The 13,689-nt window shown below is 58.3% G+C and carries 22 protein-coding genes; 9 read left to right on the top strand and 13 right to left on the bottom strand.

Annotation, left to right across the window (positions count from 1 at the left end; all coding sequences use genetic code 11):
• From DGA31_RS12880 to DGA31_RS12825, 12 genes are all read right to left on the bottom strand, one after another.
• On the bottom strand, positions 1 to 416 hold a 416-nt coding region (locus DGA31_RS12880), incomplete at its 3' end, for a DUF2786 domain-containing protein (RefSeq protein WP_152035030.1).
• 52 nt (positions 417 to 468) lie between these two features.
• Positions 469 to 1,623: an RNA-directed DNA polymerase gene (locus tag DGA31_RS12875; RefSeq protein WP_109512808.1), complete on the bottom strand. Its 1,155-nt coding sequence runs from the start codon at positions 1,621 to 1,623 to the stop codon at positions 469 to 471.
• A 204-nt stretch (positions 1,624 to 1,827) separates the two neighbouring features.
• Entirely contained in the window at positions 1,828 to 2,178 is a 351-nt protein-coding gene (locus DGA31_RS12870; protein WP_109512807.1) for a four helix bundle protein, read from the bottom strand.
• 50 nt (positions 2,179 to 2,228) lie between these two features.
• Positions 2,229 to 2,843 (bottom strand): Lcl C-terminal domain-containing protein, encoded by a 615-nt coding sequence (locus tag DGA31_RS12865; protein WP_109512806.1) that lies wholly within the window; start codon positions 2,841 to 2,843, stop codon positions 2,229 to 2,231.
• 66 nt (positions 2,844 to 2,909) lie between these two features.
• A complete protein-coding gene (locus DGA31_RS12860) occupies positions 2,910 to 3,527 on the bottom strand; it encodes an Lcl C-terminal domain-containing protein (protein WP_109512805.1) in 618 nt (205 codons plus the stop codon).
• On the bottom strand, positions 3,524 to 3,952 hold the full coding sequence (locus DGA31_RS12855) for a hypothetical protein (protein ID WP_241509578.1): 429 nt from the start codon (positions 3,950 to 3,952) through the stop codon (positions 3,524 to 3,526). The genes DGA31_RS12860 and DGA31_RS12855 overlap by 4 nt, the downstream gene beginning before the upstream one ends.
• Positions 3,953 to 4,033: 81 nt before the next feature.
• Positions 4,034 to 4,621, bottom strand: a complete 588-nt coding sequence (locus DGA31_RS12850; protein WP_109512804.1) for a hypothetical protein — start codon at positions 4,619 to 4,621, stop codon at positions 4,034 to 4,036.
• Positions 4,622 to 4,629: 8 nt separating this feature from the next.
• The gene (locus DGA31_RS12845) at positions 4,630 to 4,932 is read right to left on the bottom strand and encodes a hypothetical protein (RefSeq protein ID WP_109512803.1); all 303 of its coding nucleotides are present in this window, start codon (positions 4,930 to 4,932) and stop codon (positions 4,630 to 4,632) included.
• 22 nt (positions 4,933 to 4,954) lie between these two features.
• On the bottom strand, positions 4,955 to 5,347 hold the full coding sequence (locus DGA31_RS12840) for a response regulator transcription factor (protein ID WP_421957963.1): 393 nt from the start codon (positions 5,345 to 5,347) through the stop codon (positions 4,955 to 4,957).
• Positions 5,348 to 5,356: 9 nt separating this feature from the next.
• Positions 5,357 to 6,208 carry a ParB/RepB/Spo0J family partition protein gene (locus tag DGA31_RS12835; protein ID WP_109512801.1) on the bottom strand — a complete coding sequence of 284 codons (852 nt, stop codon included), beginning with the start codon at positions 6,206 to 6,208 and terminating at the stop codon, positions 5,357 to 5,359.
• 112 nt (positions 6,209 to 6,320) lie between these two features.
• Positions 6,321 to 6,629, bottom strand: coding sequence for a hypothetical protein (locus DGA31_RS29615; protein WP_152035029.1), 309 nt, complete (start codon positions 6,627 to 6,629; stop codon positions 6,321 to 6,323).
• A gap of 620 nt (positions 6,630 to 7,249) precedes the next feature.
• Complete coding sequence (locus tag DGA31_RS12825; RefSeq protein WP_109512826.1) at positions 7,250 to 8,014, bottom strand: S24 family peptidase; 765 nt, start codon at positions 8,012 to 8,014, stop codon at positions 7,250 to 7,252.
• Between the two features lie 146 nt (positions 8,015 to 8,160).
• Between DGA31_RS12825 and DGA31_RS12820 the strand changes: the two genes are divergently transcribed.
• Entirely contained in the window at positions 8,161 to 8,382 is a 222-nt protein-coding gene (locus tag DGA31_RS12820) for a transcriptional regulator (RefSeq protein ID WP_109512799.1), read from the top strand.
• On the opposite strand, the gene DGA31_RS30000 is transcribed toward DGA31_RS12820, so the two are convergent.
• Complete coding sequence (locus DGA31_RS30000; RefSeq protein WP_193551502.1) at positions 8,319 to 8,540, bottom strand: hypothetical protein; 222 nt, start codon at positions 8,538 to 8,540, stop codon at positions 8,319 to 8,321. The genes DGA31_RS12820 and DGA31_RS30000 overlap by 64 nt on opposite strands.
• On the opposite strand from DGA31_RS30000, the gene DGA31_RS12815 reads away from it, so the two are divergent.
• From DGA31_RS12815 to DGA31_RS12780, 8 genes are all read left to right on the top strand, one after another.
• On the top strand, positions 8,529 to 9,362 hold the full coding sequence (locus DGA31_RS12815; RefSeq protein WP_241509577.1) for a helix-turn-helix domain-containing protein: 834 nt from the start codon (positions 8,529 to 8,531) through the stop codon (positions 9,360 to 9,362). The genes DGA31_RS30000 and DGA31_RS12815 overlap by 12 nt on opposite strands.
• Positions 9,343 to 9,948 (top strand): replication protein P, encoded by a 606-nt coding sequence (locus DGA31_RS12810; RefSeq protein ID WP_161959184.1) that lies wholly within the window; start codon positions 9,343 to 9,345, stop codon positions 9,946 to 9,948. The genes DGA31_RS12815 and DGA31_RS12810 overlap by 20 nt, the downstream gene beginning before the upstream one ends.
• Positions 9,945 to 10,367 (top strand): VRR-NUC domain-containing protein, encoded by a 423-nt coding sequence (locus DGA31_RS12805; RefSeq protein WP_109512796.1) that lies wholly within the window; start codon positions 9,945 to 9,947, stop codon positions 10,365 to 10,367. The genes DGA31_RS12810 and DGA31_RS12805 overlap by 4 nt, the downstream gene beginning before the upstream one ends.
• Positions 10,364 to 11,659 carry a tyrosine-type recombinase/integrase gene (locus DGA31_RS12800; RefSeq protein WP_109512795.1) on the top strand — a complete coding sequence of 432 codons (1,296 nt, stop codon included), beginning with the start codon at positions 10,364 to 10,366 and terminating at the stop codon, positions 11,657 to 11,659. The genes DGA31_RS12805 and DGA31_RS12800 overlap by 4 nt, the downstream gene beginning before the upstream one ends.
• Positions 11,653 to 11,970 (top strand): hypothetical protein, encoded by a 318-nt coding sequence (locus DGA31_RS12795; RefSeq protein ID WP_241509576.1) that lies wholly within the window; start codon positions 11,653 to 11,655, stop codon positions 11,968 to 11,970. The genes DGA31_RS12800 and DGA31_RS12795 overlap by 7 nt, the downstream gene beginning before the upstream one ends.
• A 9-nt stretch (positions 11,971 to 11,979) precedes the next feature.
• Positions 11,980 to 12,678 (top strand): hypothetical protein, encoded by a 699-nt coding sequence (locus tag DGA31_RS12790; protein ID WP_109512794.1) that lies wholly within the window; start codon positions 11,980 to 11,982, stop codon positions 12,676 to 12,678.
• Positions 12,679 to 12,855: 177 nt separating this feature from the next.
• Entirely contained in the window at positions 12,856 to 13,170 is a 315-nt protein-coding gene (locus DGA31_RS12785; RefSeq protein ID WP_109512793.1) for a phage holin, lambda family, read from the top strand.
• A gap of 41 nt (positions 13,171 to 13,211) precedes the next feature.
• Positions 13,212 to 13,583 (top strand): hypothetical protein, encoded by a 372-nt coding sequence (locus DGA31_RS12780; RefSeq protein ID WP_109512824.1) that lies wholly within the window; start codon positions 13,212 to 13,214, stop codon positions 13,581 to 13,583.
• The last annotated feature ends 106 nt before the right edge of the window (positions 13,584 to 13,689 follow it).

The following is a 13,689-nucleotide window of genomic DNA, read 5'->3' as shown; positions in this document are numbered from 1 at the left end:
ACGTACTCCTTTCTGGCCAACTTCAATTTGGTCAGAAGGGTTTCGTATGCGTACAAAGCGATGTGCTGCGAGGGTGTGACGCCGACAAACACAGCGCGCTCTACTGGACGTTGTGAGCTGACACACCAATGCTTCAGGGTCAGGGCCTTGCAATCGAAGACGTCTGCTACTACTGCGCCAAGGTCTCGATCCCATGCGGGGCGTCGAGTTGTTCTTGAGTACGACGATTTGACTTCACCTACATCGCTTAGCTGAACATCCATTTCGGTCAGCTGATACTTGCGCATCAGGCTCTGTGCCTGGCGCAGCGCAGTGGCCGCTTCTGTTTCATTCGAGCTTTGCGCCAAGGCCATGCAGCGCTTGATTTTGCGTATAACGCGCTCAAGCGCGCTTTCGCTGAGTTTTTCTGCGGTCATAAATGCTCCGAGCAGGTACGTTCACGCCGAGGCGGCGTTGTTTGGGAGTGGATCAGGACTTGGCGTATGTCTTGGAAAGATCGCCACTTACGGTGAAGCCTCGGCGCAGCAGCAGGTTGGCCAGCGCCGCGCGATCCTTCTGGCTGTGGCTGGCCTGTGTCAGCAGTCCGAAGTAGCTGTTGGCCGTCTCGCGCAGCTGATCCGCGGGCGCGGCGGCGGTACGCTTCAATGCCTGGGCCACAGAGCGCGGCCGAGTCGTCCTGCGCCACGGCTTGATCACATGCCCGACGAAGTCAACGCCGCGATCAATGGGCTGCAAAATGGTTTTCGTTGGGTTCAGCCTGGCGCCGAGCGTCGACAGCAGATCCTCGATCTCTGCCTTCCAGGCGTTGAGCTGGTCCGGCGAGTCATGCAGCAGCACGAAGTCATCGACATAGCGGATGTAATGCCGGGCCTTTAGCGTGTGCTTGCAGAACTGATCCAGCGCATCCAGATAGATGTTGGCGAAGAACTGCGACGACAGGTTGCCGATGGGCAGGCCCAGCCATGCCGGCTGCGCAGCAAGGCGCTTGTGCTGCGGCACACGATTGAACAGGTGCGCAGGGCTGCGGCACTCGTAGTTCTCTCTCGGATCGTGCCAGAGCACCTGCATGGCCAAGGCCCGCCACCACGGATCAGTGATCCGCTCAGCCAGTTGGCGGCCCAGCACGCGCTTGTCGATTGACACGAAGAAGTTGGCCAGGTCGCATTTCAGGTAATACCCAGGTCTCGACCAGTTCTGCGTATGGCTGCGTATCTTCGCCTCAAGGCGCTTACCGGCGTACAGCGTGCCGCGCCCCGGTATGCAGGCGCAGCTGTCAGCAATGAAGCTGCGCTCAATGGCAGGCCCTATCTGGTTGTAGAGCAGGTGATGCACGATGCGGTCGCGGAACTCGGCGGCCCAAACTTCTCGGGCCTTCGGGCGGGTGACCACAAAGCAAATGGAGCGGCCTGGCCGGTAGCTGCCGGTTACCAGGTCGTGGTGCAGGCCGATCAGGTTCCGCTCAAGGCTGATTTCGAAAGCCAGCGCGCTGGCGCTGTTGCGCTTGGAGCGCCGGCAATCGTAATAGGCCTGGACGAGGTCGCTGAACGGGTAGGGGGTCGAATCTGCGGACGGGGCGGACACGGAGCTCGTTGTTCTTGTCGTTGTTGTTCTGATTGCCATCATCGAAGTTCTGATTGAATGCGTTGTTGGCTGAGCGCTGCGACCTGTCGTGCTATCTACATCGCCCCGGCGATTGCTCACTGGGGAAACTGTGCCGGACCTGCCTGGACGCTTTAGACCAGCGGTATCCGTGATGCACATGGCGGTGGCCTATAAGACCAGCGGCACGACCAGATTCAAATCGCACAGTCCTGGGAGCCTTGACCCTCAGGAAGCGGGCGCGGAGTATTTTTTCCAGGCATTGGCCTGCTTGCCGACAGAGGTGGTTACCTCAATGGCGCTGGCGAGCTGGGTGACACTGATGAATCGACTGTCCTTGAACAGCCGCATCATCATTTCTATCACCTGCACCCGCTCTACCAGCTCGCCCAGGTGGGGGCGCTTGTCTCGGGCTGAGTTCGCCCGAACGATGAGCATCAGCACGTCAATGCATTCATCGATCACCCGGCGCCCCAGCGATTGCTTTAGGTCGCGCGGTACGTTCCGGGTGAGGTTGGTGGCCATCTGCAACAGGCCGAGGGCGGCTTTGTAGATGGTCAGTTCTGTGTGCATTGCCATGCTGTGCCAATCCTTGGGCAGCCAGCCGCAAGCGGCTGGAAATTAATGAATTATTGAATGACTTCGCTGCGGACGGGGCGGACACGGAGCTCGTGGTCCTTGTCGCCGATGTCCTGATGGCCATCACCGAAGGTCTGACTGAAAGCGCTGTAGGCTGAGCGCTGCGAACTCGACCAGTAGAGGCGCTCTTGGAACGCTTCAGGGCCGTCTTCGCGGAAAGCCTCGTGCACGCTCTGCGCTGGGTCTTCTTCGCTGTACAGCCGGCCTACAGGCTCGCTGCTGGGGTTGTCGCCGCTGCGTGCGTACTGCCAGTTTTCCTCAGTCGTAGGCTTGAAGTGGCGGTATTGCAGCTCTTGCACGTCGCGCGCCGGGATCGCCCAGTCAGTGAAGCCACCGATGTCCAGCGCCAGAACCTTTTGCGCGATCTCGCTGCCGGCTGCAGCCATCGCTTCGGTGTTGGCGCGGCTGTCAGTGAAGCTGCCGGCACCTTCGATCTTCTGGCCGTACTCGCCCCAGGCGCCGACGAGTTCATGTGCAGCGCTGGCGGTGATGTGCAGGAGGCGAACGCCGGTTTCGGTATTGCAAGTGATGCCGGTGACGAATCCGCCGCCGTAGGCCTGGCCGATTGCCGGGGCTTCAGTGGCAAGTTTCTCTGCTGTGCTCATGTGCTGATCCTTTCCTGAGGGCAACAAAAAGGGCGCCGATGCGCCCGCTTTCGAATGAATGAAGGGTTAAATGAACAATCTGCGGACGGGGCGGACACGGAGCGCGTTGACCTTGCCGTCGTTGGTCTGAATGCCATCACCGAAGTACTGAAAGAATGCGTCGTTGGCTGAGCGCTGCGAACTCGACCAGTGCCAGCCCTTCGCGAACACCTCGGGCACATTCGCTTCGGCAACCTGCAACTCGCGTCGGGCGGGCAGGTAGAAGTCGTTATGCCCGTCCCGGCTGAACTTCACGCAAGCAAGCGCTGCAGGGTGCATGTGCTCGCTGTTGACCAGGGCCTGAGTATTCAGCAGGCCATCCGAGGGGTTGCTGGCGTCGGGGATTTCATTGCCAGATCCGCCGAATTTCAGCTCGCCCAGGTCGTCGCCGGTCGGCACGATCAGGTAGTAGTCACGCCCGCCTTCAAGGCCGCGCATCAGCCCGGCATTCACGCCACCTTGGCCTGGCCAGTATTCACCGATGGCAGGAACCGCTGGCGCGAAGGAGGCCACAGCCAAGGCCTGTGCAGGCTGCGGCGGTACGATCTGCTGCACGACAGCTGCCAGGGCAAACTGCGCAAGGGTGGCGGCCGGCAACTTGATCGTTGCATCGCCTGCTTTCAGGGTGATCATTTCAGGTTTCATTGTGCGGCCTCGCATGGGGCGTGATTTAGGATGTCGAGCTGTGCGGCTTTGCATTGCTGCTCGCCTTGGGGGAATGGCTTCGGCGCTGAGATCTCGTCGCCGGGGTCGCGCTTCAATTCTGCTCGGCTGGCCTCATCGAACTTGCGCGCTAGCTTTGGCGTTACTTCAAAAGCTGGCGCGTCAGGCCGCTTGAGCCGCCGCGTGCGATCATCTGGATCAGCTGCAATCCACGACAAGACCAGGTCCTGCAAAAGCTCTTGAGGCTGGCTGTATCCGTGGGCCTTCAGCCCCGCTTTCAGCGCTTTCTTGATGCCAGCCGGCATGTCGAAGGTCAGCTTCTCGATGCCCAGGCGTTCTGCCTCTTCCTTCTGCCGCTTCCGGTACTCCGCTGAATGCTTTGCGGCTCCCGTCTTCTTCTCGGCCATAAACGCTGTCTCCCAAGCCGCTGGGCGGCAGATGAAATTGATCGGCCCGCCGTCGGCAGCGGACCCTGTTGCTGATGCGCTTCATTTCCGCCCCGGCTTGTGTTTCGGATAGTCGATGGCGTATTCCGTGATCAGCCGCTTCATCAGCGCGTAGCTGATTTTCAGATCGGTAGATGCCTCATTGCGTGATAGCCCGCGATCCCGAGCAGACTTGATCAGCGCAACATTTGCCGCGTCACCGGTCCTGTCCGCTCTATTCGGCTTGAGCGCAGGTGTGGGGTCGTAACGCAGAAACCTGAATCCGCCGGCTCCAGCTATCTTCCGAAGTCTGTGTTTGCTGATTCCGGTTTTCCGAATCGCTTCGGCCAGTGTCATTCTTGTGGCCAGTTCACGTACCTTGCTCTCCAGCTCAATGCGCTCTTTTTCCTTGGCTGCTTTCAAGGCATCGATGTGAACGCATGAGGCTTTTTCTGAGAGCGCTTTCTGTGCCTTTGGCTTGCGGGCGTCATGGTTACGCCCGTAGGCCTTTGCGGCTGGCTTGGGCTGATGTACGAAGCCATGCAGCGTGGCGATGGTTCCGCCCTCGTTAAGGAAACTTTCCATCGCGGCGGCCAGATCAGCAGAAAGTTCGCTGTTTTGCCGGATCAATGAAATCTCGTTGCTGATCATGGCCGCTCCTACGAGTTGAGCCGGCGCGGCACCAGGCGCTGTGCTGCGCCGCGCTCCATTGCGTCTGCATAGACAAGGGCTGCGCGGTAGCTGAAGCAGAACCCGACAACACGGCCGCTCTTGCGGTCATAGATGTGAAAGGCCTTCGCCTTGTTCTTGATCTGGAAACGAAAAGTCGGGGCTGGCGTAGGGATTGCTCGACCAGACTTCGAGTAAAACTCTTCGGTAGCCATAGTGGCCCTGGCTTGCATAGCCGAACGCGCCTCAGCAGCCACCCGCAAGGAGGCCGACAAGTTGATGAGTTGGGTCATGATTCAGTCCTTCGAGAGTGGCCTACGCGGCAATCGCGATGCAGGGCCTGGCTTTGCTTGCGCCCTTGCGAGCGAGTTTTGTTTCGAACGCTGCAACGCGCCGCTCCGGGCCTTTACGCTCCCGGCGCATGTCGTCGTTGGTTGAGTGCATTGCGATCAGCGCAACAAGCATCACGCACAGGTGGCTGATGATCTGGCGTTGCATAGCTGCTGCTATCAGCGCGGCCCGGCGCGGTACGCCGAGCTTGAACATCGCAGTTGCGATGCGCTTGTTTACGGTGTCAGGCGCGATGCCCAGCGCTTGGGCAATCTCTTTTGTCGTCATGCCTCTCGCTACAGCGAGCGTGCATTCCAGTTCACGGCGCGCAAGGCTCAAGCCAAGACGCCCAGCCCATTCCCCGCTGGTTATCGTCATGTGCATGATCTATCTCGGCTTCGCGATTTGGAGGGTGCGGCGCAGCTCAATGACGAGCGCGGTCGGGAGGGCGAAGCCATCGGCCTGCTCGTCGATCTGATCAAGCGATGCAATCAAATTGCATGAGGCGGTGTGAACGGCTTCGATCTGAGCCTTGGGAATCGCCGGCCCCTTGATTGTTTTTGCCGTGACCTTCTTCTTGCCTTGCGCCTGGGCTTTTTCCAGCTCGGCGCCCAAAACTTTGCCGGCATCGTCGCCGTGCTCTCGCACAACCTGCGCGGCGGTTGTGGCTGAAACCTGACCAGCGGCAACGAGGCTCTGCACATCTGTGTTGGCATTGCCAATGGTCAGTGCCTGCTCAATCGTCTGTCGCTTTTTGCCGGCTTTCTTTGCAATCTGGTCAATGGTCCAGCCAAAAGCACGCAGCCGCTTGTAACCCTCGGCCAGCTCAAGAGGCGATAGCTTCTCGTTCTCCTGGCTGGAAATAATCCTGGCCACCCGATCCGCATCACTCCCCTCGAAAGCAACGACCGAAACCCAAGCTTCCAGGATTTCAGGGTCTTCCTTGTTCGGCGTGCGAGGCAGGCGCCCAGCGGCATCAAGCTTGAGCAGCGCACGTCGACGTCTGTGGCCGTCGATGAGCCAGACGCCGCCATCTGTGCGTGGCCTAACCTCGAGCGGTGGAATCTGTCCGCCTGCTGCGATGAATTCGGCCAGCACCTCGATGCTGGCTTCCAGTGCCTCACCTTCGGTGCGAAGGTTGAAACCTGGCTCAACGTGCAGATCTTCCAGCTGCACTTTCATTGCGTCGGCGCGCTTTACCTCGCCGCTCTTGATCATTTGCTTGAAGGATGTGGCCATACAGTTGATTCCGTGGACTGCATTGGTCGGGCACCAGTGAAGGTGACCAAACCCCCGCGCAGGTTGCGCAGGCTGGTGCCCGCCAATGCAGTCGATGTGGGAGGGTGGGTGATCAGCGATACCGGGCTTCGAGTTCTGCATGTGTTTTCTTGAGCTTCTCGATCAGTTCGAGGCGTTCGGCACCGGTGAGGCGGTGTGCTGCCAGGTGCAGGCCGCTCAGCAAGCTGCCGTTCTCGACAGCCATACAAAGCTTCTTGCCTTCGAAGATTTTGAAGTCGATTTTTTGCTCAGGTTTTTTTGGCATGGTTTGCTCCGGGTGACTTCCCGTCTGGCCCGCGTGAGCAGGCCAGCCAGTGAAGTCGCGCTCTGCCGTCGATGGCTTCGCGCTGCGCTTTGTTCGGCCTTGAGCTTCCCTGTTCACGTTGCCTATCTCGACTTCGGCTCGGTGGTCATGGGGTTAGGTGTTATCTACACGACTGCCAGCTGCAGCTCGGGCGGCCTACTGAGTAGGGCAGCTCGTCGTGTGTTGCCGGTCCGCGTTCCGGCTGGGCTTACTGGTGCATTGGCTATTCCTCCTATGGTGTTTTTTCCTCTCCATGCGCGGCGCCGGGTATCCCACCACGGCCTGGTGCAGCTGCTGGCTACGCATCAGGTGGCTTGCATGGTTTGTCGTCCTCGCGATGTGGCGAGTCCGGCAGCTATCCAGAGGCTGCTTGGTCGACGACTTAGCTTGTCCCGACCCCTGATGGGGTGCGTCGAGGTGGTCACGTCAGATTGTGTAAAGAGCGGATCGCTCAGCGTGTGGCGTTGCGATGAGCTGAATATAAGTCATTGCCTTATTATCTGTAAATAGCTAATGCCTAATTATTTGGCTTGAGCCTAATTTCACTGCTGAGTTTCCACATGTGAAAGGCGATGACCTGCGCGTGCGCGAGGATTGTTTTGGAGGGAATTGAGGAAGGGGGAGCGATAGGAACAAAAAAGCCCGGCTCAGGTCCAGGCTTTAGATTGGGTATAGGGGGATATCTTGATTGGCCTAAATCAGAAGCTCCGGCCAGTCCACCAATAGATGATTTGAGCTAAAACCCTGATGTCTGCTTCCCGATTTTCCGGCACGTCTATCGGTGGATACTGACCGTTATCTGAAATTATTCTCAAGCCATCAAGGCTTCGCTGAATGCGCTTGATCTGGAGCTGGCCCCGCATCTCAATGAAGTAGATAGCGTCGGACTCAACGCATGTAACGCCCGAATCCACAATCACGGCATCGCCACTGCGAATGGTCGGAGACATGCTATCTCCGCGCCCGGAGATCAGTTTTAGGTTGTCCAGTGCAGTATATGTGAGGTTATTTCTTACCCAGTTGGCATCCAGGCCCATGTGCTCAACGACCATGTTCATTTCTGGCGGCTCCGTCCCTGGGCCCATGGAGCCGGCCACATCATATCTGGGTATATGGACAACTGGTCGATAGCTACTGATCTTTTGCGCCAAGGCTTCTGGCAGTCCGTCCACGTTTACCACATTAGGCTGGTCGGATGAAAAGTCAGGCTCTCGGTCTTTACTCGGCGCGTTTTTTTCACCTGGGCGGAATTGCTCAGGATCCACATTGTCGCGTAGCAGATCTGGATCTGCCGTCCACTGTGAAAGACCCCAGTGAGATAGCGAGACTTCTGGGGAAAAATACTGAATCAGCTCAATGAGCTTGGCCTTATCGATCCGGCCATATTTTACCCAGCCTTGGATCGACGGCGGCTTTACACCGAAGTCGTCTGCAAGCTGCTTTTTTGACACGCCCTTGAGCATGCGGGCGGCCTCTATGGCGGCGCCTAATTCTGGTCCGGTAAGCATTGCCTAATTAAGCCTTTTCACCTGTTGAGTAGGCAATAGCTTGTTTTGAGATTAGCTAATGCCTTATATTGGTCCCGCATACTTACCGGAGTTAACCCATCATGAAGCCAGCAGAAGCGGTGCGAGAAGCATGTCGCTTGCTCGGTAGCCAGGCCGAATTAGCCAGAAGCCTCGCTGTTCGCACGCCAACCGTTAGTCAGTGGTGTTCAGGCAGCAGACCGATCCCGGCCCCAAGAGCTTTGCAAATCGAGCTTTTGACTCAGGGACAAGTGAAAAGATCAGACCTTTGTCCATCATTTCCATGGGCTGAAATGGTTGCTTGAGCAGGAATTATCTGCCAGCGGAAAACAAATCCATAGCCCACTGATTTGGCTGTTTTTTTAACCAGTAGGAGGCCATCAATGATGACCACCAAATCTGATTCGTCATTTTTCTGCATTCCGTCAAATCTGACGCGAAAGGTTTCATCGTGAGCGTTCAAGCAATGACCTGGGCGCTTGCAGTTCCCAAAAAAGAACTGGCCAATCCATCGGCCCGACACGTCCTGCTGGTGCTGGCCAACTATGCCGGCAGCGGTGGTCGCGGTGCATTTCCATCCGCCGCAACTCTTTCCGATGACACCGGACTTTCCGAGCGCACGGTGCGCCAGAAGCTCGAAGAGTTGCGCGAGGCGGGCTTCATTGTCGAGGGGAATCAGGCCATCGCCGCTGCCTACATCGACCGTCGCGACCGTCGACCTGTTGTGTACGACTTGCAGCTTGGAAAGTTTGCGTCTGATGCCGGCCTAGATGAACGGGGTGCAAATGCCGCACCCCGGAAAAAACGGGGTGCAGATGACGGTACGGGGTGCAGCTCACAGCAGGACGGGGTGCAGCTAAACGCAGAACGGGGTGCAGCAGCTGCACCCAATCCGTCATTGATCCAAAAGCAAGAAGAAGAGGATGCGCCCGAGCCTTTGCCGCAGCCGCCATCTGACCCTCGTCAGCGCTTTGCAATGTTCGGTGGGTGGACACCTTCAAGCCGAGATCTGGAAGCCCAGGCCTACCTCCGTGGCGTTGCTCTCGATCAGGTCACGCCGGAGCGTTTAGCCAAATTCATCGCATTCCACATCAGCAAACTCGAAAACGTAGACACCAACTCCGGCTGGGCCTATCGCCTGGTCGATTGGATGCATCGCGATATCACTCAAGGAGCCGCAGCTCATGCAAAGTCCTCAACTGGCCAAAAACGTCGTCCAGGCGGCATTACGCTCGAACAGAACCTTGGTGATACCAGCTTCGCCGATGGCATTGAGCCAACCTGAAACCGATGAGCTAAAGCGTCGGGTGGCTGTACTTTTCGCCACTTTCCAAGTTTGCTTCGCGAACCAGTTCGATTGGGATTTCCCGGCGAATGATGCTGGTCTGGCAAAGCTCAAAACCGTCAAGTCTGCATGGCTTCGAATCGACTTGGGCCGTGTTCCCGGGCCTATTTTCGAGTATGCGCTGGGCAAGGTTGGTACGTCTTTCAAGAAAATCCCGACGCTCAAGGATTTCCTCGATCTCTGTTCACCGAGCCCGGAAGTCTTTGGTCTCCCGTCCGTGGACAAGGCTCTTCGGGAGGCAACCGAGAACGCCCATCCGGCCATGGCCTCTTCGGCTGTGTGGAGCCATGATGTGGTCTATCACGCCGCCACTGAAGTAGGTTTCCACAACCTACGCAGCCTCGGCGCTGACTCGATTCGCCGTTTGTTCGAGCGTAGTTACACGATGGCTGTTCGTGCTGTCATGAGGGGTGAGCCGCTGCGTGTGATGCCGAAGGCGCTGCCAGCAGAGGTTTCTATTCGGACACCTGAGGTTGGTCAAGATGCGCTCGCGGCTCTGCGTGCAGGCCGGGGTAATCGGTCATGAAGTCGCTGACCCCTTTTCGCCCAAAGGCGACCCGAGCAAAGCCCATCGACCGCGAAGGCCTGGAACAGGCCGCCCTGATCAGCGAAATCAAGCTACGCCATCCTGTAGTTGCACGCCTGATGTTCCATGTCCCAAACGGTGGGCACCGGGTTAAGGCCGTGGCTGCGAAGCTCAAGGCCCAGGGCGTGCGCGCCGGCGTACCTGATCTGGTGCTTCCGATGGCGCGTGGCGGGTTCTTTGGCCTGTACATCGAGTTCAAGGCCGCGCCGCCGAACGATGCTGCGGTTTCGGACAGCCAGCACGGCTTCATTCAAGCACTGAACGCTCAGGGCTATCTGGCGGTTGTGTGCCGTGGCCACCGCGATGCGATGGAGGCGCTGCGGGCATACCTGCTGCTGCCGAAGACGGTGGCCGCATGATCACTCGCCCTGTGAAATTCAGTGATGCAGAGATTCGCCGTCAGGCTGCCGATCCAATCGTGCGCGACATTCGCGATGCCCGATATCCAGGCCTGTACCTGCGATTCCATCAGGACCGCTCCCGCGCAACGTGGTATCTGGTCAAGGGCAAGGCCTGGGCCCCGGTGGCGCATTATCCCGAGATTGGGCTTGCTGCGATCCTTGCTGAGCTGCCCGCGATCCGTCAGCGCCTGCTGTCCGACCCTGCTGCCAAAGCCGGCGCCGGATTCGCAACGGTCGGTCAGTTGCTCAACTGGTACAACGACCGCATGACCCGTGACCGCTCACTTTCGGCAAAGCGCAAGAGCACGTCCAGATCAGCGATCAAGCAGCACATTCTGCCCATGCTGGGCACCTTGGCCATTGCCGACCTGAACGCTGCAAGCCTGGATAAGCAATTCATCTGGCCTGCCCAGGCCACGCTGTCGCTGTCATACATCCGCCAGATGTTTGCGCTGCTGCTGGCGGCGCTCAGGCAGGCGCTCAAGCTGGGCCTGGTGACTGGCAACCCCATGGCGGGTATGCAGTTCAAGGACTTCACCAATACCCGGATCAAGGCCAAGCCATCGGCGCTGCGCTCCGTGCAACTGCCGGAAATCATGCAGCAACTGGGTGAAGCTTTTGGCCGAGCACCTGGTGATGCTGTGCTGGCCCTGATGATGCTGGCCCACGGCACGCGGCTGGGCGAAACGCGGCAGGCTTGCTGGGCAGATATTTCGCTGTCTGAAGCCGAGTGGTTTATTCCGGCCGCAAACACGAAGACTCGCACAGAGCATCGGCTGCCATTGACCGCTCAGGCTCAGGCACTGCTGATCGCTTACCGCGCCGCGCAAATACACCGAGGCTACAGCGGCAAGTACCTGTTCCCGAATCGCAAGGGCCTGCCGCTGAGCGAGAGTCAGGCCAACAGCGTGTTCGTCAGGCTGGGGCAGGGCGAGTGGTCGAGTCACGATTTGCGCAAAGTCTCACGCACCGCCTGGACAGATCTCGGCATCGACGGGCACATCGCCGAAATGCTGCTCAACCACTCGCTGGGCAAGATCGCGTCCACCTACATCCACACGCAAGCCATGCATCAGCGCCGGATCGCGCTGGAGACCTGGCACGCATGGCTCGATGGCATCGGCTTTCAGAACATCCACAACCTTACAGTGACCAAATTTGCAGATTCACGTAATGCCCTGCAAGCCACAAACGGCGCGGCCTACAACGCCTTACCCGATTCTGTAACAGGGGAGGAATCGAAATGCTGAAAAAGAGTCATGGCCCAGCGCTCCGCCGCGAACTGAAATTCATCGTTGAATGCAGCATCTGCTGCGGCAAGGGGACGTGGACTGGCGTTTTCCACGAGATGGATTGCGAGCGCTGCATGGGGTCGGGCTGGGTCTGCGGCCATACCCTGCAGCCTCTTTCGCCGAGCGAAATCGTGCCGGTGCTGAATGCTCGATTGCGAGAAGCCCTGGCAGAGATCAGCAAGGCGAACCACCGAACTGGTGGTGCACAAAAACAGTACGAACAGAACAACCGTCGCGGTGCCGGCGGTACGAATTACACCGGGGATTGAGGGGAAGTCATGAGCATTTACACAAGCGTCCTGGGTGGCGTCGTATCGGCCCTTGCTGCCGAAGCCATCGACAACACAAGCAAGCAGGCCTGGCAAAAACTGTACAGCCCTCATGAAGATGAACAGCGTGATCTGTCGTCGCTGTTTCGGTCTGGACCAGGTGGTTCTATTGACCGGACGCAAGCGGATTGCTGGTTAGCAGCGCGCCTGCATCATGGTCTTGAGAAGCGGCACATGAATGCGCTGGTGGCAAAGTTCAGCACGCACAAGGCACGGAAGGTGCAGGCCATTGCCGATCTGCGCTTGCTGTTGTCGACTCCGGCCCCGGCGCTGTTTCTTTACAAGGCTGTGACTGCCTGGGCAATCCCGAAGCTCAAAGGAGCCGAGCCTGCGGTAAGCAAGAATGTGACCGTATCTATTCCGGTCGATACACCAGACTGGCGCCGCGATGCTTTGGTCAAAGCGTCTCTTGCTGCTGGGAGGGCCAATAACAAGAAGGCCGAATCCCGATCCGCTGATATGATCGTCTTGCCCAAGAGCTTCTATGACATGAACACCTGGGACTTGGACGCCCGACCTGAATCGACGCGCCGTGAATGGCGCCGCAATATCCACGCCGCTCTGGACGCATTGGTTGATGAGGCGCTGTGCCATGCAGGTGAGATTCTGGATATCGAGGGCCTGATAATTTCAGAGGCCGTGGCCTGATGGCCTGTTGACAGCGATCCATCGTTCCATCATTATTACTTCCATCCTGTCATTCCTGCGCATTTAGGATTGACCGAAAAAGCCCAGCCATCGTGCTGGGTTTTTTGTTTTCTGATTTTTATTACAGAGGCTCGCCATTCGGCGGGCCTTTTTCGTTTACGGCTACCGGATGCTCATATGCCTGACAAACCAGACACCTGGGCCCGAATCTGGTTGGCCCTCTCTGATCCGCTGTGGCAGGGGGTAATTATGGCGACCGTCATTTCATTCCTGCGGGTGCTGTACGACGCTCCGGGGACCAAGCCTTGGCGCGTCATTCTTGAATCGCTGATCTGCGGCTGCCTCAGTCTCGTGGCGTCCATCGTCATCGAGTGGATGGAGTGGCCAGCCAGCGCATCCATTGTTGCCGGCGGCGCCATCGGCTTTCTTGGCGTCACTGTGATGCGGGAGTTTCTGATGCGCTTCCTCAATCGCAAGGTGGATTCGGTATGAGCCTCGAACCTGTAGCCGCCGCGACCAAGGTCGGCGGGGTGATGCGCGTCATCGCAGTCGCGCTAGTGATCACGATCGTGATGGCTTTGCTGATCGCTATCCAGCAGGTCCGAGTCGTCACGCTACAAGGTGACCTGGCCATCGAGACAAAGAGCAGGGCTGATGCAGTCGCTGCCAACGTCGAGAGCCAGGCCACCATCACCACACTGCGGGCCGAGGCCAAGCGCAATGCCGACTATCAGGCCGATCTGGCCAAGCGGTTGCAGGCCAGCGAAACGAAAGCCAGACAGGCGAGGGCAGACTTTGAAAAACTCAAGCGCAACAGCAAGCCGGTTCGTGACTGGGCTGCTCAGCCTCTGCCTGACGGCCTGCGCAGCACCGGTGGTAACAAAGACAACCGCCGTTCGAATTGAGCCACCTGAGTTGGTGCCATGTGAGCGAGTCAGCGATGCCGATGCCGATCTGCAATTGAACGGTGATGTATGGGCCTTGAAGGATCGAGCAATCAATCTGCTCGAC

Origin of the sequence: Pseudomonas ovata, assembly GCF_003131185.1 — a bacterium.
Taxonomy (GTDB): domain Bacteria; phylum Pseudomonadota; class Gammaproteobacteria; order Pseudomonadales; family Pseudomonadaceae; genus Aquipseudomonas; species Aquipseudomonas ovata.
This window is presented reverse-complemented; position numbering and strand designations above follow the sequence as displayed.

Bases quoted from the DNA above. Each gene is read 5' to 3' on its own strand.
- DGA31_RS12875 (WP_109512808.1), bottom strand. From the start codon at position 1,623: ATGATGGCAATCAGAACAACAACGACAAGAACAACGAGCTCCGTGTCC.
- DGA31_RS12870 (WP_109512807.1), bottom strand. From the start codon at position 2,178: ATGGCAATGCACACAGAACTGACCATCTACAAAGCCGCCCTCGGCCTG.
- DGA31_RS12865 (WP_109512806.1), bottom strand. From the start codon at position 2,843: ATGAGCACAGCAGAGAAACTTGCCACTGAAGCCCCGGCAATCGGCCAG.
- DGA31_RS12860 (WP_109512805.1), bottom strand. From the start codon at position 3,527: ATGAAACCTGAAATGATCACCCTGAAAGCAGGCGATGCAACGATCAAG.
- DGA31_RS12855 (WP_241509578.1), bottom strand. From the start codon at position 3,952: ATGGCCGAGAAGAAGACGGGAGCCGCAAAGCATTCAGCGGAGTACCGG.
- DGA31_RS12850 (WP_109512804.1), bottom strand. From the start codon at position 4,621: ATGATCAGCAACGAGATTTCATTGATCCGGCAAAACAGCGAACTTTCT.
- DGA31_RS12845 (WP_109512803.1), bottom strand. From the start codon at position 4,932: ATGACCCAACTCATCAACTTGTCGGCCTCCTTGCGGGTGGCTGCTGAG.
- DGA31_RS12840 (WP_421957963.1), bottom strand. From the start codon at position 5,347: ATGACGATAACCAGCGGGGAATGGGCTGGGCGTCTTGGCTTGAGCCTT.
- DGA31_RS12835 (WP_109512801.1), bottom strand. From the start codon at position 6,208: ATGGCCACATCCTTCAAGCAAATGATCAAGAGCGGCGAGGTAAAGCGC.
- DGA31_RS12825 (WP_109512826.1), bottom strand. From the start codon at position 8,014: ATGCTCAAGGGCGTGTCAAAAAAGCAGCTTGCAGACGACTTCGGTGTA.
- DGA31_RS12820 (WP_109512799.1), top strand. From the start codon at position 8,161: ATGAAGCCAGCAGAAGCGGTGCGAGAAGCATGTCGCTTGCTCGGTAGC.
- DGA31_RS12810 (WP_161959184.1), top strand. From the start codon at position 9,343: ATGGCATTGAGCCAACCTGAAACCGATGAGCTAAAGCGTCGGGTGGCT.
- DGA31_RS12805 (WP_109512796.1), top strand. From the start codon at position 9,945: ATGAAGTCGCTGACCCCTTTTCGCCCAAAGGCGACCCGAGCAAAGCCC.
- DGA31_RS12800 (WP_109512795.1), top strand. From the start codon at position 10,364: ATGATCACTCGCCCTGTGAAATTCAGTGATGCAGAGATTCGCCGTCAG.
- DGA31_RS12795 (WP_241509576.1), top strand. From the start codon at position 11,653: ATGCTGAAAAAGAGTCATGGCCCAGCGCTCCGCCGCGAACTGAAATTC.
- DGA31_RS12790 (WP_109512794.1), top strand. From the start codon at position 11,980: ATGAGCATTTACACAAGCGTCCTGGGTGGCGTCGTATCGGCCCTTGCT.
- DGA31_RS12785 (WP_109512793.1), top strand. From the start codon at position 12,856: ATGCCTGACAAACCAGACACCTGGGCCCGAATCTGGTTGGCCCTCTCT.
- DGA31_RS12780 (WP_109512824.1), top strand. From the start codon at position 13,212: ATGCGCGTCATCGCAGTCGCGCTAGTGATCACGATCGTGATGGCTTTG.